The 20,269-nt window shown below is 70.5% G+C and carries 15 protein-coding genes; 9 read left to right on the top strand and 6 right to left on the bottom strand.

Annotated features, from left to right (window positions below; genetic code table 11):
- Nucleotides 1-7 precede the first annotated feature (7 nt).
- From G4D85_RS03360 to leuS, 5 genes are all read right to left on the bottom strand, one after another.
- Nucleotides 8-2,173 (bottom strand): bifunctional alpha,alpha-trehalose-phosphate synthase (UDP-forming)/trehalose-phosphatase, encoded by a 2,166-nt coding sequence (locus G4D85_RS03360; protein ID WP_164007783.1) that lies wholly within the window; start codon nucleotides 2,171-2,173, stop codon nucleotides 8-10.
- A 17-nt stretch (nucleotides 2,174-2,190) separates the two neighbouring features.
- Nucleotides 2,191-3,339: a hypothetical protein gene (locus G4D85_RS03365; RefSeq protein ID WP_164007785.1), complete on the bottom strand. Its 1,149-nt coding sequence runs from the start codon at nucleotides 3,337-3,339 to the stop codon at nucleotides 2,191-2,193.
- 39 nt (nucleotides 3,340-3,378) lie between these two features.
- Entirely contained in the window at nucleotides 3,379-4,155 is a 777-nt protein-coding gene (locus G4D85_RS03370; protein WP_164007786.1) for an SDR family NAD(P)-dependent oxidoreductase, read from the bottom strand.
- A complete protein-coding gene (locus G4D85_RS03375; RefSeq protein WP_164007787.1) occupies nucleotides 4,155-4,826 on the bottom strand; it encodes an SDR family oxidoreductase in 672 nt (223 codons plus the stop codon). Before G4D85_RS03375 ends, G4D85_RS03370 begins: the two co-directional genes overlap by 1 nt.
- 93 nt (nucleotides 4,827-4,919) lie before the next feature.
- Nucleotides 4,920-7,439, bottom strand: a complete 2,520-nt coding sequence (gene leuS, locus G4D85_RS03380; RefSeq protein ID WP_164007788.1) for a leucine--tRNA ligase — start codon at nucleotides 7,437-7,439, stop codon at nucleotides 4,920-4,922.
- 257 nt (nucleotides 7,440-7,696) lie between these two features.
- Here leuS and G4D85_RS03385 point away from each other — a divergent pair, with 257 nt between their 5' ends.
- The 9 genes from G4D85_RS03385 (at nucleotide 7,697) to G4D85_RS03425 (ending at nucleotide 18,260) form a co-directional block, all read left to right on the top strand.
- Entirely contained in the window at nucleotides 7,697-8,857 is a 1,161-nt protein-coding gene (locus G4D85_RS03385) for a sensor histidine kinase (protein ID WP_240359118.1), read from the top strand.
- Entirely contained in the window at nucleotides 8,854-10,206 is a 1,353-nt protein-coding gene (locus G4D85_RS03390) for a sigma-54-dependent transcriptional regulator (protein WP_164007790.1), read from the top strand. The genes G4D85_RS03385 and G4D85_RS03390 overlap by 4 nt, the downstream gene beginning before the upstream one ends.
- Nucleotides 10,207-10,306: 100 nt before the next feature.
- Nucleotides 10,307-10,585 carry a hypothetical protein gene (locus G4D85_RS03395; RefSeq protein ID WP_164007791.1) on the top strand — a complete coding sequence of 93 codons (279 nt, stop codon included), beginning with the start codon at nucleotides 10,307-10,309 and terminating at the stop codon, nucleotides 10,583-10,585.
- A gap of 195 nt (nucleotides 10,586-10,780) precedes the next feature.
- A complete protein-coding gene (locus G4D85_RS03400; RefSeq protein ID WP_164007792.1) occupies nucleotides 10,781-12,250 on the top strand; it encodes a DUF6209 family protein in 1,470 nt (489 codons plus the stop codon).
- Nucleotides 12,247-12,567 carry a hypothetical protein gene (locus tag G4D85_RS03405; protein WP_164007793.1) on the top strand — a complete coding sequence of 107 codons (321 nt, stop codon included), beginning with the start codon at nucleotides 12,247-12,249 and terminating at the stop codon, nucleotides 12,565-12,567. The genes G4D85_RS03400 and G4D85_RS03405 overlap by 4 nt, the downstream gene beginning before the upstream one ends.
- A 357-nt stretch (nucleotides 12,568-12,924) precedes the next feature.
- Nucleotides 12,925-15,441: a BamA/TamA family outer membrane protein gene (locus G4D85_RS03410; protein ID WP_240359049.1), complete on the top strand. Its 2,517-nt coding sequence runs from the start codon at nucleotides 12,925-12,927 to the stop codon at nucleotides 15,439-15,441.
- A 5-nt stretch (nucleotides 15,442-15,446) separates the two neighbouring features.
- A complete protein-coding gene (locus G4D85_RS03415; protein WP_164007795.1) occupies nucleotides 15,447-16,055 on the top strand; it encodes a hypothetical protein in 609 nt (202 codons plus the stop codon).
- 141 nt (nucleotides 16,056-16,196) lie between these two features.
- The gene (locus tag G4D85_RS03420; protein ID WP_205525397.1) at nucleotides 16,197-16,673 is read left to right on the top strand and encodes a hypothetical protein; all 477 of its coding nucleotides are present in this window, start codon (nucleotides 16,197-16,199) and stop codon (nucleotides 16,671-16,673) included.
- Nucleotides 16,674-17,066: 393 nt separating this feature from the next.
- Nucleotides 17,067-18,260: an acyl-CoA dehydrogenase family protein gene (locus G4D85_RS03425; RefSeq protein ID WP_164007797.1), complete on the top strand. Its 1,194-nt coding sequence runs from the start codon at nucleotides 17,067-17,069 to the stop codon at nucleotides 18,258-18,260.
- Nucleotides 18,261-18,338: 78 nt separating this feature from the next.
- Here the strand turns inward: G4D85_RS03425 and G4D85_RS03430 are convergent, their stop codons facing one another.
- Complete coding sequence (locus tag G4D85_RS03430; RefSeq protein ID WP_164007799.1) at nucleotides 18,339-20,066, bottom strand: M23 family metallopeptidase; 1,728 nt, start codon at nucleotides 20,064-20,066, stop codon at nucleotides 18,339-18,341.
- Nucleotides 20,067-20,269: the final 203 nt, after the last annotated feature.

Below are 20,269 nucleotides of genomic sequence, written 5' to 3' on the forward strand. Positions count from 1 at the left end.
CCCGGCCTCAGGAGACCAGGCCGTTCAACAGCTTCCGGACATCGCCAGGCCCGTTCAGCCGGTAGGCGGCGCGCGAGGGCTTGTGCCCCGCGTGGATGGTGAGCCCGCCCTCTGGCATGGCCGCGAACATGTCCTCGTCGGTGCGGTCGTCTCCGATGGCCACCACCAGCGTGCCCGGTGGAAGGTCCTGGGTGGCCTCGCCCACCACGCGGCCCTTGTGCACTCCCTTGGGCCGCACCTCCACCACCCGGTCTCCCGGGAGGATGTCCATGGGCTGCCCGGCGAACGTCTCCGCCAGGAGCAGCCGCAGCTCGCGGGACTGATTGGCGCCGAACTCAGGGTCCACCTGCCGGTAGTGCCAGGCCAGCGACGCCGTCTTCTCCTCCACGAACGAGCCCGGCACTCGCGCACTGAAGGCGTCCAGCACCGGGCGCGCCTGGGCCTTCCACCCGAAGGACACGCCCTCCAGCATCCGCCACGGCTGGCCCGGCCGCGTGCGGGACCACAGGCCGTGCTCCGCGTGCAGGCTGATGGGCAGCTCCCCGAACCAGGCCTCCAGCGTCTCCCGGGGCCGGCCGCTGACGATACTCAGCGAGGTGCCCGGCCGCGCCAGCAGCTTCGCCAGCAGCTCCCGCAGCGCATCATCCGGCGCGGCCAGCTCCGGCCGGGGCGCGAAGCCCACCAGCGTACCGTCGTAATCGAGTAGCAGGTGCAGCCGGGAGGCCGCCTTCATCCGCTCCAGCACCTCGGGCCCGCCCGCCGTTGCCCGCACCGACGCGGTGGGCAATCCCTGGAGCCGGTCCAGGAAGCTGGCCGTCCACCAATGCACGTCGTGGGTCTTCACCTGGGCGCGCAGCTCCCGCATCCGCGAGTGGCGCTCGGCCTCGCCCATCTCCAGCGCCTGCTCAATCGCGTCCGCCATGGCCTCCACATCGAAGGCGTTGACGATGAGCGCGCTGCCCATCTCCGCGGCGGCGCCGGCGAACTCGCTGAGCACCAGCACGCCGTCCTCGTCCGGGCGCGCCGCGCAGAACTCCTTCGCCACCAGGTTCATGCCGTCCCGCACCGGCGTGACGAGCATGACGTCCGCCGCACGGTACAGCCCCACGAGCTGCTTCTCGTTGAAGGAGCGGTAGAGGTAGTGCACGGGCACGCTGTGGACGCCGCCGTACTGGCCGTTGATGCGGCCCACCAGCTCGTTCACCAGCTCGCGGTAGGTGGCGTAGTCTTCCACCTGGGTGCGGCTGGGCACGGCCACCTGGATGAAGCGCAGGCGCCCGCGCCACGAGGGCTCGCGCTCCAGCACGCGCTGGACTGCCAGCAGGCGCCGCGGAATGCCCTTGGTGTAGTCCAGCCGGTCGATGCCCAGGAGGACGCACTGGCCCTCGGCCTTCCGGCGCAGCGTGGCCACCTCCTCCAGCACGCCCGCGTCGTTGGCGAGCGTCTCGAAGGCCGTGGCGTCGATGCCCATGGGGAAGGCCCCCACCCGCACCTCGCGCCCGTCCCAGATGACGCGGTCGATGTCCGTGTCCAGCCCGAGCTGCCGCAGCAGCGCGCCGGAGAAGTGCCGCACGTAGCTCACCGTGTGGAAGCCGATGAGGTCCGCGCCCAGCAGGCCCTTGAGCAGCTCGAGGCGGCGGGGAAGCGTGCTGAAGATTTCGGACGACGGGAAGGGGATGTGGTGGAAGTAGCCGATGCGCGCCCCGGGCAACCGCTGGCGCAGCAGGCCCGGCACCAGCATGAGCTGGTAGTCGTGGACCCAGATGGTGTCCCCCGGCTGATAGTGGCGGACGACCAGGTCGGCGAAGCGCTCGTTGACCTTGCGGTAGACCTCCCAGTCCCGGTCCTGGCGGGGGATGCGGTCCACCATGTAGTGGCACAGCGGCCAGAGGACGCGGTTGGAGTAGCCCTCGTAGTAGCGGCTCACCTCGCTGGCGCTGAGGTACAGCGGCACGCAGCGCAGTCCCTCGAGCTGCGCCTCCACCTTGGCGCGCTGGGCATCCGTCAGGCGTGAAACATCCCCGGGCCAGCCCAGCCACACGCCGCCGGAGCGCTCATGTGGGCGGCTCAGGCCGGTGGCCAGGCCACCCGCGCTGCGCACCACGGTGACGCTGTCCTTCTCAGCCTTGACGGTGACGGGGAGACGGTTCGATACGAGCAGGAGTCGGGACATAAAGGGCCACCTGACCCTTATTCACTCCCCTCCTGAATGACCATCGCCGAAACGGGCATCGTGCTGGATGGTGGACCCTCGCGCCCTGCCGGCGGGGCCCAGCCCAGGCGGGACAGCAGCGCCGGCTCGCGGCCGGGCTTCCAGATGAAGGCATCCAGGACGTAGTGCGTGGCCTGCGGCAGTGCAAGCAGCGGCACCACCAGCGCGAGCAGGTCCGCCGGCAGCTCCACGGTGCTTGTCCCGAAGAGGGTGGCGCGCTCGTGCCAGATGAGCCAATCCCAGAACAGCTCCTCTGTCAGCGCCAGCGCCACGAGGAAGAGGAGGAAGCCGGGCAGCCCGGCGCGCAGGAGGGTACTCCCCACGCCATAGTCCCCCTCCGCGTGCCGCCCGCGTGCGTAGCGGAACAGCAGCGCGAAGTACGGCACGCCGTGCAGCGTGATGTTCATCACAGTGAAGGCGAAGTCATCGCGCGCCAGGACGATGCCGCCGAACCACGCCACCCAGGTGGCCGCCACCAGCAGCACCTTGCCCACCTGCACACCCTCACCCCTCGCCACACGCAGCACCTGGAAGCCCACCCAGGCCGCGAGGACGACGGCATGCATGGCCAGCGACACCGTCCCCACCCAGCGGGGCAGGCCGGACAGGAAGTCCCCCTCCACGAACCACCAGAAGTCGCGGGGAAGGTTCGCGTGCCACCAGACGACAGGCCCCAGGGTGGCGGCGTAGATGGCGGCGGCGTCCAGCCGGCGCTCGGCGGTGGAGGCGCGGGCCTTGCGGCCGTAGAGGGCCACCCAGCCGTACTGCTGGCGGACGAAGTGCGACAGGGCCACGTAGGCGAACAGCGTCCAGAAGGCCCGGGGCGAGGCGAGGTGCGCCACCACACCCGTGACGTAGGCGACGAGCGGCGCGCCCAGGTAGAGGCCGGGGCGGCGGCGCAGCTCGCCCACGTCCAGGTAGGTGCGGAACAGCGTGGACCAGACGTGGGCCACGTCCACGCAGACGACGAAGAGGACCCAGGCCCACAGCGGCGTGTCCCCCACCGCGCCCAGCCACGGCGCGGCGAGCACGAAGAGCACGGAGAGCAGCGCGCTGCCGGCGAAGACAGTCAGGTCCACTCCCGGGCTGAACAACCAGCCCTGGGAGGGCGAGAAGAGACGGGGCATCGGAGGGCCCAGGCTACCACCGGAACGTCCGGGCCCGGCTCACTCCGAAGGCACGTCGTTGGCCAGATGCGACGACAGGCCGCCGTCGACCACCAGCGCACTGCCGTTGATGTAGCCGCCGTGAGGCCCGACGAGGAAGGCCACCACCTTTGCCACCTCCTCGGGGGTTCCGAACCTCCTGGCGGGAATCCTCCGCAGCAGCTCCGTCCTCGACGCCGGGTCCGCGTTCAGCAGCATCTCCGTGTCGATGTAGCCCGGACAGACGGCGTTGCAGGTGATGCCAAAGGCGCCCCACTCGGCTGCGAGGCTCCGGGTGTAGCCGATGAGCGCATGCTTGGTGGCCGCATAGGTGGACGAGCGCGCGCCACCAAACAGGCCCTGGATGGAGGAGATGTTCACGATGCGCCCGTACCGCCCCGCCTTCATGCGGGGGAGTGCCCATCGGCAGAGGTGGTAGACGCCATCCACATTCACCCCGAACAAGGCCTCCCACTCCTCATTGGAGACCTCGTCCGCGCGATGAAAGGGCCCACCGACCCCGGCGTTGTTCACGATGATGCCGGGGACGCCCAGGCTCGCCTCGACTCTGGCGAGCGTCGCATCCACCGCGGCCCCGTTCGCGACATCGCAGACGAAGGAGTGTGCCTGGGCACCGGCGGCCACCAGCTTCTTCTCGAGTCTGGACAGGGCCTCCGCATCACGGGCCAGCAGGACCACCCGCCGACCGCTCTCCGCGAGCGCTTCCGCAATCGCCGCGCCGATTCCCCGACTGGCTCCGGTGACGAGCGCGAGGTTCACATCCGGTTGCACCGCCATCACAGCACTCCCTTTGACGGAAGAAGGCGAATCTCATCGACCCGCACGTTCAAGGGCTTCCGGGCGACCTCCCAGATACTCTGGGCCACGTCTTCCACGGTCAGCATGTCGGCCGCGCTGAACTCCGGGCGCGACTTCCAGAACGAGGTGTAGACGGCCCCCAGGGAGATGAGCGTGGCCCGGATGGAATGGTCCTTCCCTTCCTCGTTCAAGACTCCCGTCAGCCCTCTGACACCATGCTTGGAAGCGGCATAGGCCGCGTTCAGGGGCAGGGTGAGGTGGTCGCTCACGGAGCCGATGTGGACGATTCTCCCGCCCGCCCCCGCCTTCATGCGCTTGAACGCTTCGCGCGAGCAGAGGAAGGCCCCGGTCAGGTTCACCTCGAGAGTCCTGCGCCAATCCTGAACCGAGGTGTCCGCGATGGACGTGAAGACGCCGACGCCCGCGCAGTTGACCAGCAGGGAGAGCGGGCCCAGCTCCTTCTCCGCTTTCTCGAACAGCGCCGCCACGGAGGCCTCATCCGTGATGTCGACGCACATCCCGTCCGGCGTCTCGGGCCTCACGTCGTTCGCGGCGCACACGACGCGCAGCCCCTCCGCCCGGAGCCTGTCGATGACGGCCTTGCCGATGTCGCCGGTCCCACCGACGACGATTGCACTCCTCACGCCCATGCGCTGCGCCTTTCCAGGTTCTTCCAGGGGAGTGTAGGACGAATCGTCGCAATGAAGCTCTCGCTCGCTCCACCCGCCTCGTGAAGAGCGCGCCTAGCGCACGACGATGTTGACGATTCTGTCGGGCACGATGATGACCTTGCTCACCGTCTTCCCGCCCTCCAACTGGCGGACCACGTTGGGCAGGGCCAGCGCCTGCTCGCGCACCTCGGCCTCCGGCGTGCCGCGCTCCAGCTCCAGGCTGCCGCGCAGCTTGCCGTTCACCTGGACGGCGTACGTCACCTGGGCATCCACCGTGAGCGCCACGTCGAACGTGGGCCAGTCCTGCTCCAGCAGGAAGCCCTTCCCGCCGAGCCGCTCCCACGCCTCGTCTCCCAAATGCGGCGCGAAGGGGCCCACCAGCTTCACCAGCGTGACCAGGTCCTCGCGGGTGCTGCCCTTCAAGGTCAGCTCGTTCGTGTAGGTCATCAACGCGGCGATGGCGGTGTTGAACTGGAGGCGCTCCAGGTCCGCCGCCACGCGCTGAATCGTCTTGTGCCGCAATTTCAAGTGTGGGTCGCCCTCGGGAGCGCGCAACGGCTCATGCTCCTCGACCAGGCGCCAGACGCGGCGCAGGAAGCGGCCGCAGCCCTCGATGGCGCGCGGGTCCCACGGTTTGGACAGCTCGAACTCGCCCATGAACAGCTCGTACAGGCGCAGCACGTCCGCGCCATGCTCGGCCACCACGCTGTCCGGGTTGACGCCGTTGAGCTTGGACTTGGCCATCTTCTCGACCTGGACGCGCAGCTTCTCGCCCGTGGCACGGAGGAAGGCCTCATCGCCGCGCAGCTCCACCTCGGACAGCTCGTGGTAGTGCTCCGCCGCGTCCTGGTACGTGTACGCCAGCACCGTGCCCTGGTGGCGCAGCTTCTTGAAGGGCTCCTTCGTGGAGACGTGGCCCAGGTCGAACAACACCTTGTGCCAGAAGCGCGCGTAGAGCAGGTGCAGCACCGCGTGCTCGGCGCCGCCCACGTACAGGTCCACGCTCATCCACTGCCGCTCGGCCTCCTTCGACCAGGGCTCGCTGGCGTTCGTCGGGTCCAGGTAGCGCAGGTAGTACCAGCACGAGCCCGCCCACTGCGGCATGGTGTTCGTCTCGCGGCGGCCCGGGCCGTCGCACTGGGGGCAGCGCGTCTCCAGCCACTCGGGGATGGTGGCCAGCGGGGACTCGCCGGTGCCGGAGGGCTTGTAGCGCTCGACCTCGGGCAGGGTGACGGGGAGCTGGTCCTCGGGTACGGGCACCGCGCCGCACTTCGCGCAGTGGACGATGGGGATGGGCTCACCCCAGTAGCGCTGGCGCGAGAAGATCCAATCGCGCAGGCGATAGCTCACCGTGCGCCGGCCCTGGCCGCGCGCCTCCAGCATGGCCACCACCCGCTGCTTGGCCTCGGCCGTGGGCAGGCCGTCCAGCTCGCCCGAGCCCACCGCGATGCCGTCGCCCGTGAAGGCCTCGCCGGGCTCTGGCGCCGCCTCGTCCACCGGACGCACCACCTCGCGGATGGGCAGGCCGAACTTCAACGCGAAGTCCTGGTCTCTCTGGTCATGCGCGGGCACGGCCATGATGGCGCCGGTGCCGTAGGTGGCCAGGACGTAGTCGGCAATCCAGATGGGGATGCGCTCGCCGTTGACGGGATTGATGGCGTGACTGCCCGTGAAGGCGCCCGTCTTCTCCTTGGCCAGCTCCGTGCGCTCCAAATCGCTCTTGAGCCGCGCGGCGGCCTGGGAGTCCGTCACCGCGGTCCGCTGCTCCGGCATCGTCAGCGACTCGACCAGCCGATGCTCGGGCGAGAGCACCAGGTACGTCGCTCCGTGCAGCGTGTCCGGGCGGGTGGTGAAGACCTTCAGCTCCGCGCCCGCCGCCGGGCCGTCCGCGACGCGGAAGACCACCTCGGCGCCCTCGGAGCGGCCAATCCATTTGCGCTGCATCATCAGCGTGGACTCGGGCCAGTCCACCTCGGCCAGGTCTTCCAGCAGGCGGTCCGCGTACGCGGTGATGCGCAGCATCCACTGGCGCAAATCCTTGCGCTCCACCTGGGTGCCACAACGGTCGCACCTGCCCCTGGCGGCCTCCTCATTGGCCAGTCCCGTCTTGCACGAGGGACACCAGTTGATGGGCATCACGCTCTCGTACGCGAGCCCCTTCTTGAACAGCTGCAGGAAGATCCACTGGGTCCACTTGTAGTAACGCGGGTCGGTGGTGTTGACCTCGCGCTCCCAGTCGTAGGCGAAGCCCACGGAGTCAATCTGTCTCCGGAAGTTGGAGACGGCCTGTTCCGTGGTGATGCGCGGGTGGATGCCCGTCTTGATGGCGTAGTTCTCCGCCGGCAGTCCGAAGGCGTCCCACCCCATGGGGTGCAGCACGTTCCAGCCCTGCATCCGCTTCCACCGCGTCACCACGTCGGTGGCCGTGTAGCCCTCGCAATGTCCGACGTGGATGCCCGCGCCGGAGGGGTACGGGAACATGTCGAGCACGTAGAACTTCGGCTTCGTCGGGTCGAAGGTCGTCCGGTGCAGGCGGGCTTCGCGCCAGCGCGCCTGCCACCGGGGCTCCACGTCACGGGGGTCGAAAGGCATGGTTCCTTTTTAGTACGCCCACCGCGCTGGATTCCTGACCTGACCCCAGGGGTCGCCACCACCGTGGGACGCCCACCAATACCCCACCCCCGGGGACGGGCCGCTGATGCGATATGAACGACGGCATCATGCGCGGTTCCCCGCCGTCACAGGCGACCTCCAGCCCACCCCTCCTGCCCTCTCCGACGGTGGCCGGCAGCGCCTCGGGAGCGCTCCGCCCGCCCCCACCCCGCTTCCGGCAGCGGCTGCTGGTGGTGATGCTGCTCGCGGGCCTCCTGCCGCTGGTGCTCCTCGGCGTGCTGGCACAGGGCGCGCTGGAGCGCGTGCTGTCCGTCTCCATCGCCCCCGTGGAAGGCGTGCTGGACGGGGTCTCCTCGGAGCTGGAGCGCCGGGGCCTGCCCCAGGACTCGCTGAACGAGGCGCGCCTCAACCTCGCCCAGGCGGAGCTGGCGCGGCGGGCCCTGGTGCGTCGAGTCCCTGCGTTCATCACCGCGCTGGTGCTCGTCTCCGGCGTGGTGCTGGCCCTGGCGGCGGTACTGCTCGGCCGCGCCCTCACCCGCCCGGTGGACACCCTGACCCAGGGCATGTGGGCCTATGCGCGCGGGGACCTCTCCGTGCGCCTCGCCGCGCCGGAGCCTCCCCGGGATGAGCTCCAGTTCCTCCTCGGCCAGTTCAACCGCATGGGGCAGGACCTGCTCGCCCAGCGCGAGCGCCTCAAGGCCGCCGAGCAGATTGCCGCCTGGCAGGACGTGGCCCGCGCCCTGGCCCACGAGCTGAAGAACCCGCTCACCGCAATGAAGCTCTCACTCGCCCGTCTGTCCCGCACGGACGCGAGCATGCCCATCGACACCACCCGCATCACCGAGGCCGTGGCCCTCCTCCAGGAAGAGGTGGACCTCCTGATGCGGATGACCCAGAGCTTCTCCACCTTCGCGAGGCTGCCTGCCCCGCGCTTCCAGGACGTGGCCCTGCGTCCGCTGCTGGCCGAGGTGTGTGCCCTCTACGCGGGCACCTCGCCCGTCCCCGTGGAGCTGGCCCCCGGCCCCGACGCCTCGCTGCGCGCGGACCCCGACGGCCTGCGCCGCCTCTTCGGCAACCTGGTGAAGAACGCCACCGAGGCCTCTCCCACCGGCGCGGCCCCCGTGCGCGTCGCGCTGGAGCCCCTCGACGCGGGCGGGGTGCGCGTCACCGTGACGGACGGAGGCGCCGGCATCCCCACGGTGATGGAGGGCCCCGCCCTCACCCGGGGCCTGTTCAGCACCAAGCCCGAGGGCAGCGGGCTGGGCCTGCCCATTGCCCAGAAAATCGTCCACGAGCACGGCGGCACCCTGCGCCTGGAACCTGCGTCAGGTGGGGGTACGCTGGCGCGCGTGGACCTGCCCCTCGCCCCTCCCCTCTTCGTCCCGGCCGCCGCATGAAGCCCGGCCCCCGCATCCTCGTCGTCGATGACGACCCTGGCGTCCTCAAGGCCCTGCGCGGGCTGCTGAGCGACGAGGGCTTCACCCCGGTAGAGGCCCGCTCCGCCGCGGAGGCCGCGCGGCTGCTCGATGCGCCCGAGGGCCCGCCCGCGCTGATGCTGTTGGACTTGCGCATGCCGGGCGAGACGGGGCTGGAGCTGCTCGCGCGTCTGCCCCGGCCGCTGCCCGCGCCGGTGGTGGTGCTGTCCGGAGAGGCGTCCCCCGCGGAGGCGGTGCAGGCGCTGAAGCTGGGCGCGACGGACTTCGTGGAGAAGCCGCCCTCGCCCGAGCGGCTCATCACGGCGCTGCGCAACGCGATGGCGCTGGGCTCGCTCCAGGAGGAGCGGGAGCGGCTGCTCGACGCGCTGGCCCGTCCCGGCCACCTCGTGGGCGACAGCCCGAGCATGGAGTCGCTGCGCCGGCTCATCGCCCGCGTGGCGCCGAGCGACACCGCCATCCTCATCACCGGAGAGACGGGCACCGGCAAGGAGCGCGTCGCACGGGCGCTGCACCTGGCCTCGGGGCGCAAGGGCCGGCTCGTCGCCGTCAACTGCGCGGCCATCCCCGCCACGCTGCTGGAGAGCGAGCTGTTCGGCCACGAGAAGGGCGCCTTCTCCGGCGCGGTGGCGCGGCGCGCGGGCCGGATTGAGCAGGCGCACGGCGGCACGCTGCTGCTGGACGAGCTGGGCGACATGCCGCTGGAGCTCCAGGCCAAGCTGCTGCGCGTGCTGGAGACGAAGGAGGTGGAGCGGCTGGGTGGCTCGGTGCCGGTGCCCGTGGACGCGCGCATCCTCGCGGCCACGCACCAGGACCTCGCCCGCGCGGTGAAGGAGGGCCGCTTTCGCCAGGACCTCTTCTTCCGCCTCAACGTGATGCCGCTCCAGATACCACCGCTGCGCGAGCGCCCGGAGGACCTGCTCCCGCTGGCCCGCACCTTCGCGGCGGAGTTCGCCGGGCCGAATGCGCCGCTGGCCCTGGCACCGGGAGCGGAGGCCGCCCTGCGCGCCTACCCGTGGCCCGGGAATGTGCGCGAGCTGCGCAACCTCATCGAGCGACTCAACCTGCTGCGTGGCGACGGCCCGCTGACACTGGGGCCAGAAGCCATACAGGGTCCGCTGGCGCCCGCCGCGCCCACACGTCCCACCCTGGGAGACAGGAGCTACCGGGAGCACGTGGAGGACTTCGAGCGGGAGCTCATCCGCGCGGCGCTTCAGGAGGGCGGCAGCATCGCCGGGGCCGCGAGGCTCTTGCAGGTGGACCGGGGCAATCTCTATCGGCGCATCAAGGCCCTCGGGCTCCCGGTCTCCTGACCTTCCCGACGGGAATCGACCTCCAGGCCCTTGGAAGGGAACTCCGGGCGATGCTTGAATCTGGATTGCAGTTGCAATCCGTTCCCGCCAAGGAGGATGCATGAAGAAGGCCCTGTTGCTCCCGTGCCTGCTGCTGCTCGCCGCTTGTGGGGGTTCCGAAGTGGAGCAGGCGGAGTCCGCTCCACCCACCTCGCCCACCCCGCTGCTCGCCTCGCAGGAGGAGAGCCTCGGGCCGGCGCCCTTCTGGTACACGTGCAAGCTGCCGTGCCGGACGGGCTACTGCGCCACCAGCTCCATCTACTATCCGGACTGCGCGCCCTACGGCTCCACCACCCGGTACACCTGTACGCCGTGCAGCGGCGGTCCCGTTGATCCGTGAGCTGACGCCCTCCTGACGTCTCCGGCCCTCCCGCCTCCATCGTGGGTGGGAGTGCCGGCCGCCTGGCTGCCCCGCTCCAGGGTGTCTTCCCACCCACACTGTGAGCAGACCTGACACCTCCCAGACAACTCCTGGCGCGTCGCGGCGATAATCGGCCAGACGCACGCCGGATGCCCCCACCGGGAGAGCTGTTTCATGTCGAACCGCATTGGCCGCCCCTCCTTCGTCACGCCTCCGCCCACCGCGGCGACTCCGGAGCGCACCGTGCGCCCCGCGGGAGGAGAGAAGGCGCCCGGCGCCCGCTCCCAGGCAGACCAGTTCGAAGCGCGTGGCACCCGGCCGTCCCAGAGCACCTCACGTAGCGCCGCGCTGCTGACGGGCACGAGCGCCTCGGAGGCTGTCGTTCCGTCGCGGCTGGCGGACCTCCAGCCCGAGGTCCACGGCGCCAGCGGCTATGAGGCCCACTTCGGCATGGGCGGCCGCACCGCCCGCGCCACCGTGGACGGCCAGGGCCAGGTCGCGCTGCCCACCGGCAACGGCCGGGGCCCCTCGTTCCATGCGGAGGCCGGCAAGCCGCTGACGGTGACGGTGGACCCCGCGCGCCTGTCGAAGACGGCCGAGAAGGCGGAGCTCGTCTGGCGGGTGGCGCCTGGCGGCACCGAGGTGGCCATTCCCCTCACGGACGGCACCCGCGACGCGAGCGGCCGGCTGAACACGGTGCCCGCGAAGATTGACCTGCCTGCGGACGCCTTCGGCACGCTGCGCATGTCCATCCGCACCACGGGCGCGGACGGCAAGACGTCGACCCAGTGGGACCCCAGCTCCGACGCGGCGATTGCCCCCAAGGAAGGCGCCACCGTCGTCTTCTCCGACGACTGGAAGACGCAGGTCGAGGGGAAGCTGCGCGCGGGCGACAAGGTCGAGCTTGCCTACGACCGGGACCGGCTGGCCGCGCTCCTCGGCGGCAAGACGCCCTCGGACGTCGTCGCGTGCGTGTCCTTCAACGGCGAGCCCCCTCGCGAGGTTCCGCTCACCCTGCAGCCGGGTGAGGGGGGCCGCCCCGGGACGATGTTCATGCCTTCGCTCCAGGTGCCCCTCGAGGCCACGAAGATGACCCTGTGGTTCAAGGGCCAGGGCGAAGGGAACACGAGCTACGACTCGTCCTTCGGGAAGAACTTCGAGTTCAAGATCAACCCCGCCCGGGATGACGCCGACCCGTCCTGGAAGGCGGAGATGCTGCGCAGCAAGAGCTTCCCCAACCTCCAGGAGGAAGACTTCGTCGGCATCGGCCCGTCGTCGCAGAAGTACAACTGCATCGCCTGGACGATGGGCATCCAGGACGAGTGGGTGTGGCCGGGCACGCGCCTCGAGGACTTCGACAAGCTGTACGCGACGCAGGGCTACCAGCCCATGTCCTCGATGGACCTGAGCAACGACCCGAACCTGGAGAAGGTCGTCGTCTACGGGCTCAAGCCGAAGTCGGGGACGGGCGCGATTGAAGTGACGCACGGCGCGCTGATGGACGAGCAGGGCCGGCTGACGAGCAAGATTGGCACCCAGCCGCTCATCCGTCACAACAGCGCTGACGACCTGACCGGCCCCTCGTATGGTGAGCCGGTGCGTGTCTACGTGCGTCCCCGTCAGCCCGCGGTGAACAACTCATGAGCGATGTCGGCGCCCGCTTCGAAGGACTGGCGAAGGAGTGGGAGGAGCACTGCGCCGCGCACCGCGAGGCGTCCAACCCCTACGTGTTCCTCAACCACCCCTCCTTCGAGGCGCTCGTCGCCCTGGGCCGGCCCGCCGTGCCCCTGATTGTCGAGCGCTACCGCGAGGGGAGCGTCTTCTGGGGCGCGGCCCTGCGGCGCATCACCGGCGTCACCACCTTCGGCGATGGCGTCGTGGGGAACCTCGACGCCACCCGGCGCGGCTGGCTCAAGTGGTGGGACGAGAACAAGGCCGGCTTCAGCGGCCGCGCCTCCTGAGTCCCCTCACGGCCGGCCTCTGCCCCACGGGCACATTGGCGAGTAGCTGCAGTGACGCTTCCACCCTCCCGGGAGCAGGTGCCGGTAGAGGAGGATGAGCCACGCCTTGGCGTCCCTGCCGGTGCGTGGATACGAGACACGCGAGACCTCGGCGAGCGAGACCCCACATCGGGAGGTCCGTGCGTCCGGAAGTGGCCGCCATGACCGGAGGCCCAGGCCCGCGGCCCCGTGCAATCGTCGCGGTAGATGTCAGTATCACATCGCTGCTCGACATCAGGATGTGTCCATGACATCGGCAGCCGCGCCTGCCCCTCGTCCTTTCAAGCACTTGCCCCAGCCCTCCCGTTGGAACGGCGCGTGCTCTCCCGTCCGGTCATGAACCGCTTCGCACTCTTCCTCTGTCTCCTCTCCCTCGCGGCCGGTGCGCAGGCTCTCGGCGCGGCCATGACGGAACCCGCGGATGCCGGGACGGCGCCCGCCGCCACCGGCGCTCCGGCCCCGGCCGCTCCCACCACCCCCACCCCGTCCCCCAGCTCGGCCGAGCCACAGCCCCGCACCCGGGATGAGCGTGAGGACCGCGACGACGAGGATGCCCGCCCCGGTGCCGAGGAGCGCAACGAGGCCGCCGCGGACGCACGGGAGCGCGGCGAGTGGGGCAAGCGGGACGATTGCCCCGAGCACTTCGACGAGGAGGAAGAGGAGGAGGAGGAAATGGAAGACCCGACCGTCCTCGCGCCACTCCAGCTCAGCGTGGACGGGCGCACGCTCACGCCCGGGAGCCTCGAGCTCCACGGACTGCAGCGGCTCTCCGAGGGCCAGGTGCGTGCACTCATTGGCGCGCCCCTCACGGAAGCTCCGGCGCTGACCTCACGGCGGGCGCAGACCTTGCTCCGCCGCCTCGCCCGCTCGGGCCTCTTCGCCCGCGTGGAGCCACGCCTGCGCGTCTCCGAGACGGGGCCCGCGGTGCTGGAGGTCCACCTGGAGGAGAACCCCACCCTCACCTCCGTGGAGCTGGAGGGGCTGCAGGACCTCCAGGCCAGCGAATTGATGGAGGAGCTGTTCCGCCTTCCCCACCGCTTCCCCAACGAGGACGAGGACGAAGACGAGGACATCATCGCCACGCTGCGCGTGGACTCGCGGCGCGGCACGCTGTCCGTCGTCCGTCCGTGCCCGGTGCCGCGCCCGCCTCGCGAATGGCTGGCCCGCATGGAGCGCGACGAGTACCGCCCCGGCATCGTCCTGGGCGGCGTGGCCCAGGCGCTGGAGCGCACGCTGAGGGACTTGAGGGACGACGGCTACCTCCTCGCGAGCCTCTCCGCCACGCTGCACCCGGACGGACGGCTGGTGGTCTCCGTGGACGAGGGCCGGCTGGAGGACGTGGAGGTGCGGGGCGTGAGCGGTGACATGGCCGCGCGGGTGCGCGAGTCGCTGGACCTGAAGCCCGGTGACGTCTTCCTGCGCAGCGACGCGAAGCGCGCCGTGCAGCGCCTGGAGTCGCGGATGCCCTTCCTGGAGCCCGCCGACGTGGATGACGAGGACGATGGGCTGCACCGCCGGGCGCGCATCGTCGAGGAGCGCGGCGCCGATGGCACGCGGAGCTACCGCACCCAGGAGGAGGAGCGGCGGAACCGGCGGCGGCGCGAGCAGGTGGAGTTCGAGGTGAGCTGGAACCAGCTCGTCAATTGGTGGGAGCATGGGGAGGACGGCGAGGGCATCTCGCTCGAGGGCAAGCGCCTCGTCATCCACGTGCGCCCGCGCCGGCCGGACCTGGACGTGGACCTGCTCCCGGTGCACACGCAGGTGACGGGCTTCGCGCCGGGCCTTGCGGGCCACCTGCGCATCTGGGACCCGAAGGACCGGGCCCACCTCACGCTGGACGCGGCCCTCTTCATCCCGCTGCGGCTGGGGGGACAGCGCCTGCCGGACGACCCCGAGGGCACGAAGCGCCAGCGCCGGCTGAACCTGCTGGGCGGCGTGAAGACGCGGGTGCCCTCCGCGCGGCTCGCGGAGCTGGGCGTGCAGGGCCACGACTTCACCGACACGCTGGACCGCTGGCGGATGGGCGACATCGACTCGTACATCTACTCGTTCCTCATCAACCGGCCGGACCGCGAGTACTTCCGCCGCAAGGGCTTCACGGCCTTCGCCACCTGGCGCTGGGCGGATGACTGGCTCGCGGGCGTCGAGTACCGCGCCGACCGCTACGAGTCGATGCAGAGCTTCACCCCGCCGCTCACCCTCTTCCGGCGCGACTCGACGCCCTTCCCCAACTCCCCCGTCACCGAGGGCCGCTTCAAGTCCGTGGTGCTCCGGATGGAGTACGCCAGCGACGCCCCGGCCGACGCCGATGTGGGCTCGGTCTTCCGCACGCCGGAGACGTCCCTGTTCGACCGCGGCGGGGACTGGAACGACCGCGCCTCGCTGCGCGGGCTGCTCACGCTGGAGGTGGGTGATGGCCCCGGGGCTTCCGGCGCGGACACTCGCTTCTGGAAGCTGGTGAGCGACCTGGCGCTGGACGTGCCCACCGGCTGGAAGACGGGGCTGCACCTGCGCGTGCGCACCGCCGGAGGCGACAACCTGCCCGAGCAGAAGCGCGAGGCGCTGGGCGGCTGGAGCGCGCTGCGGGGCATTGGCTTCAAGGAGCTGCGCGGCGACATGTCGCTGCTCACCACCGCCGAGTACCGCTGGCACGTCTTCGGCATCTTCGCGGACGTGGGCTCGGTGCGCGCGGACAACGAGTGGACGGAGGCGAAGCTGGGCCTGGGCAGCAGCTTCCACTTCAGCGAGGACGTGCGGCTGGACGTCGCGTGGCGCACGGACGACAAGGCCACGGCCGTTCCCGAGGCGCGGCTGTTCTTCGTGCGGACCTTCTGAGACGCATGGCACGGACGCGGATACGGGCGGGGCAGAGACTCGGCGCGGCGCTGGTGGCCGCGGCGGGGCTGCTCGCGCCCATGGCTCATGCGGAGGAGGAGCCTCGGGCCTCCTGCTCCGCCATCCTCTCCGGGCGGCGCGTGGTGGCGCGGCCGGAGGCGTTCGCCTTCATCTCCCCGGAGCTGGACCGGCTGGTGCGGCTGGGCATGGCGGGCAGGGTGGAGGTGGAGGTGACGCTCTGGAGGCGCCGCTCGCTGTGGTTCAACGCGCGGGTGGATGGGACGCGGCTGACGCAGGTGCTCGCCTTCACGCGCGGTAGCTACGTGCTGGACGGCCGGCCCCTGCCGGAAGGCCCGGGGGCGCTGGAGTTGGAGCGCGTGGCCTGGATGCTGGAAGAGCGCCCGGAGGCGGGAGACCGCTACCTGGTGCAGGTGGAGGTGCGGCTGCACGTGGTGACGGCCGCGAGCCTTGGCCGGGTGGCGTCGTGGCTCACGCAGGAGAAGAGCGCACAGGGGGAGGAGCGCTCCGGACTGACTGGCACCGTGCTGCGCTCCGTCGCGGAGGACCTCTCGCGCGGCGCCTCCGGGCGCTGTGAGGTCACCCTGCCGCCCTGAGCCGGGCGTCGTGAACGGACGGCGTGCAGGCCTCTCAGGGCCCGCGCCTTCTGACAACCGTTGCGAATCACCGCCCGCGTGGCCGGCGGGCACCAGGACTCACGAATTGCCCGCCCATGGGTCGAGGCAAGGAGGACCGTCATGTGCCGTTGGATGTCCCTGCTGCTCGTCATGGCCGCGGCGTGCGGCCTCTGTCCCGATTCCTCATCGCGCCTCTCCGGTCTCGGCGACGGTGCGGGCCCAGATGCGGCTCCACACCGGACCGTGCACGTCCACGCGCCCCCGGGCGTGGAGGCCGCGGGCAGCAACGTCCCCCTGCTCTACCTGGAGGAAGGACATGCCCTGTTCTTCCCTCAGGGCGCGTCGCGCCCGGCCCACGCGCTGGTGCCCGGCCCAGGCGAGCTGGTCGCGCTGGGACGGCGCCAGGACATCGTCATCATCACGGTCGGCCCGGAGCCTTCCATCCAGGCGAACACCGACCACCATGCCACCCCGGAGCCTTCCGAGCAGGCGGCAACCGGACCCGCGGACCCGAAGCCTTCCGCCCAGGCAGCCACCCCACCAGATGGATGGACGCGCTACATCACCCGCCTCATCCCACTCGCCCTGGCGCCATGAGGCGGCGAGCGCCGCGGCAGCCCTCATGGAGAAGAGCGCCCGGAGGGAGCATCGCGAGGCTGGCCGGACGTGACCGACAGCGTGCTGTTCGGAAATGTCGGGACATTTGAGGGCTCAGAACCCCCGACATTTCCGAACAGCACGCTCACCAACGGCTCCGGGCCTGCGGCGACGACGCTCCTGGGTGCCATCGCCACGGACAGTCCGTCACAGCGCGAGCCCTCACACCCCAGCGGGCACACCGGCGGAGCTTCTCAATCCACGCAGCGCGCAAGCGCACCCTCACGCGGCGGAAGTTCCTGCCACGTCCAGCTACCGCCCTCCTCGGAGAGCGAGGCACGAGGCCAGAGGCCCCCTGGCGACCCGCGCTCGATTCTTCATAGGCTTACGGTCATGACGAGCCCGCTCCCGCACGCCGCCCCTGCCGCCTCCGAAGCCTCTCCGCACCCGCTGCTGGCCGCCGCCGAGGCGCTGTTCCCGCGCCTGTCCGCGCGCTCGGATGAAATCGAGAACGCACGCAGGCTGCCTCCGGACCTGGTCGCCGAGCTCGCCCGCGACGGCTACTTCCGGATGATGATTCCGGAGTCCCTCGGCGGGCTGGAGCTGCACCCGGCCGTGTCCTTCCAGGTGATGGAGTCGCTCGCGAGGGCGGACGGCGCCACGGGCTGGTGCGTGATGATTGGCGCCGCCACGGCGCTGACCTCCGCCTGGCTGTTCGAGCCCGCGGCCCAGGCCATCTTCACCCGCCCGGACGTCATCACCGGCGGAGTGGCGGCGCCCATCGGCCGCGCCGAGCGCGTCGAAGGTGGCTACCGGCTCTCCGGTCGCTGGCCCTGGGCGAGCGGCAGCCAGCACTGTCATTGGCTGGTGGGAGGCGGGGTGGTGACGGAGGGCGGCAAGCCCCGCATGGTCCGCGAGGGCATGCCGGAGGTGCGCATGTTCTTCTTCCCCCAGGAGCGCGCGGTGCTCCACGACACGTGGTTCGCCTCGGGCCTGTGCGGCACGGGCAGCGGAGACATGGAGGTCAAGGACCTCTTCATCCCGGACGAGTACACGTTCTCTCTTGCGGGCCAGCCGCCGCGCGTCGCCCGCCCGCTCTACGGCTTCCCCTTCGGACTGCTGGGGATGGGAATCCCGGCCGTGGCGCTCGGCATTGCCCGTCGCGCCATCGACGAGCTGACGGCGCTGTCCCGGCAGAAGACACTGATGCTGGAGCGCCGCCTGCTGGCCGCGCGCCCCGCCGCGCAGGAAGCCGTCGCCGACGCCGAGGCCACCGTGCGCTCCGCCCGCGCCTTCCTCCTGGAGTCCCTCCACGCCATCCACGCCGAGTCCACGCGAGGCCCCGTCTCCGTGCGCTCCCGCGCCGAGCTGCGGCTGGCGATGACGCACGCCACCCGGAGCGCCGCGCGCGCCGTGGACCGGATGTATGAGGCCGCGGGCGGCACCGCCGTCTTCCGCTCCAGCCCCCTGCAGCGCTGCTTCCGGGACGTCCACACCGCCACCCAGCACGCCATGGTGGCCCCGGCCACGCTGGAGCTGACGGGCGGCCTGCTCCTGGGACTCGAGCTGCCCACCTTCACGCTGTAGCCGCGGTGACGAAGAAGGCCCGGCCCCACCTGGAGGACAGGTGGACGCCGGGCCTCGAAGGACGGCTACGTCACGGGCTCACTGGCAGGTGCCGCTGGCCTTGTCGAAGATGGCCGTGAAGTTGGCGCCGTTGTTGTAGACCTGCAGCTTGCGCAGGCCGTACCCCAGGTTCGCCTCGGTGCTGTAGGCGGACTGGTAGGCGCTCATGGCCCCGTTCACATAGACATGGGGAGCGCAGCCGCTGGCATCGTTCGCGATGTAGGCGAAGCGCGGCGGGCTGACCGTCGGGTCCGCGACGATGTTCTCCACATGCAGTCCCTGCCCCGGCAGCGAGGCAATCTCCGTCTCGGCGAAGGACTCCGACGCGTTGTAGCGGAGCCAGCGGGTGTTGTTGTCCGTGTTGCTGAACAGCACCGCATACAGCTGCACGCCCGCCTCGCGGTACGCGAAGAAGTCCTCCACCCGCCAGCCCGAGTTCACCACGTAGGTGGTGTAGAGCGAGTCCAGGCTGGCCTGCGTCAGGCGGTGCTCGAAGCGGACCACCTCGTTGGTGCGCAGTTTGCCGAAGATGGTGCTGTAGCGGGCCAGGCCGGAGGAGTTGAGCCGGACGCGCGTCTCACGCGGCACGTAGCCGGACTGCTTCCACTGGTCCACCACCGCGTCGAAGCTGGCGCTGTCCAGGCCCGCCTGCACGCCCCACTGCCTGTCCGTGGAGTAGGAGTAGGAGCCCGCCACGCGCAGCGCGCCGTTCACCTCGTAGTAGGTGAGCGTCCGCGGACGGTAGCTCATGCCGCTGTAGTACTCGGGCAGCTCGACGAAGGTGTCCCAGGTGACGTTGTGGAAGTCCGGGTAGTGGGGCATCCACAGCCGGGGGTAGTACGTGGACTGGAAGCCGTCGTAGCAGCCGGTGGAGACCTTCTCGTAGACGCCGTACGGGTCCACCTCCACGGCCACCTTCGGGTCCGTGGGCGTGGGCGCGCCGATGTACACATGCAGGTGGTTGTTGGCGTGGTTGCTGGCGGGCTCGCCGTCCGTCGCGAGCGTGCCGGCCGTCATCGTGTTGCCGGACTTCGCGATTTTCTGCCCCGCGCTGACCCACTGCCCCAGGGAGACGGGGATGGCGTCGCTGTCGGTGCCCCAGGACGGGTGGTTCGGGTAGTTCTTCGCCATCAACTGGTAGCGCGCGCACCAGTCATTGCCCACGTTGCAGGTCATCGCCTTGACGGCGGCCACGTCCCTGGCGCGGCCGTTCCGCAGGTGCATGTAGAAGCTGTAGAGCTTCTTCCCGTTGGCGCCGGTGTGCTCGAGGACCACCGTGTTGCCGCCGCCGCCGGACGGCCCGTCGAAGTAGATGCCAATCACCCTGCCTTCCGCGATGGCCAGCACGTCGAAGCTGGGGTCCGCGTCAGCAGGCGTGCTGGCGCGGCTGATGTCCAGGCCCCGGTGGATGCCGCCACCGTTGTAGCGCCAGCCATGGCCGAGCCGCACCTCGGTGCCGGAGATGAAGGGCGAGTTCGAGGCGAAGGGCAGCCGCAGCGGCAGCGGCGTGCGCAGGTTGCGCAGGAAGGACTGGGCGTCGGCCGGTGTGGCGAAGGCGGAGTACGGGCTCCGCAGGTGGGTGAGCATCCGGTTCTGCAAGTCCGTGCGGAGCGTGGACGCGGGCAGGGCGTCCACGACTTCACGCCACTCGTCCAGCTCGCCACCGGAAGCCGTCTCCAGCGACTCGAAGCCGGAGGGGTCCGGCAGGACACACGTTTCGGCGACGGTATCGACCAGTTCGGGCTGTTCCTGCTCGCCCAGGCTCATGGGCTGCGCCTCGTCGAGAGGGCCTCCACAGGCGGTGAGAACGAGTGGGAGCAGCGCCCCGTAGGAGAGAGTCCTTGATTTCATTCCCCCTGAACGGGACTGCCCCGCAATATTCCTCACGATGACTTCTTGTCAGGCGCTCGCTGCGAAGCGTTGAGCGCCGAGCATGCCAACGCGCCTGCCACGCGTGTCGATTGAGACCC

Origin of the sequence: Pyxidicoccus trucidator (assembly GCF_010894435.1) — a bacterium.
Classification (GTDB): domain Bacteria; phylum Myxococcota; class Myxococcia; order Myxococcales; family Myxococcaceae; genus Myxococcus; species Myxococcus trucidator.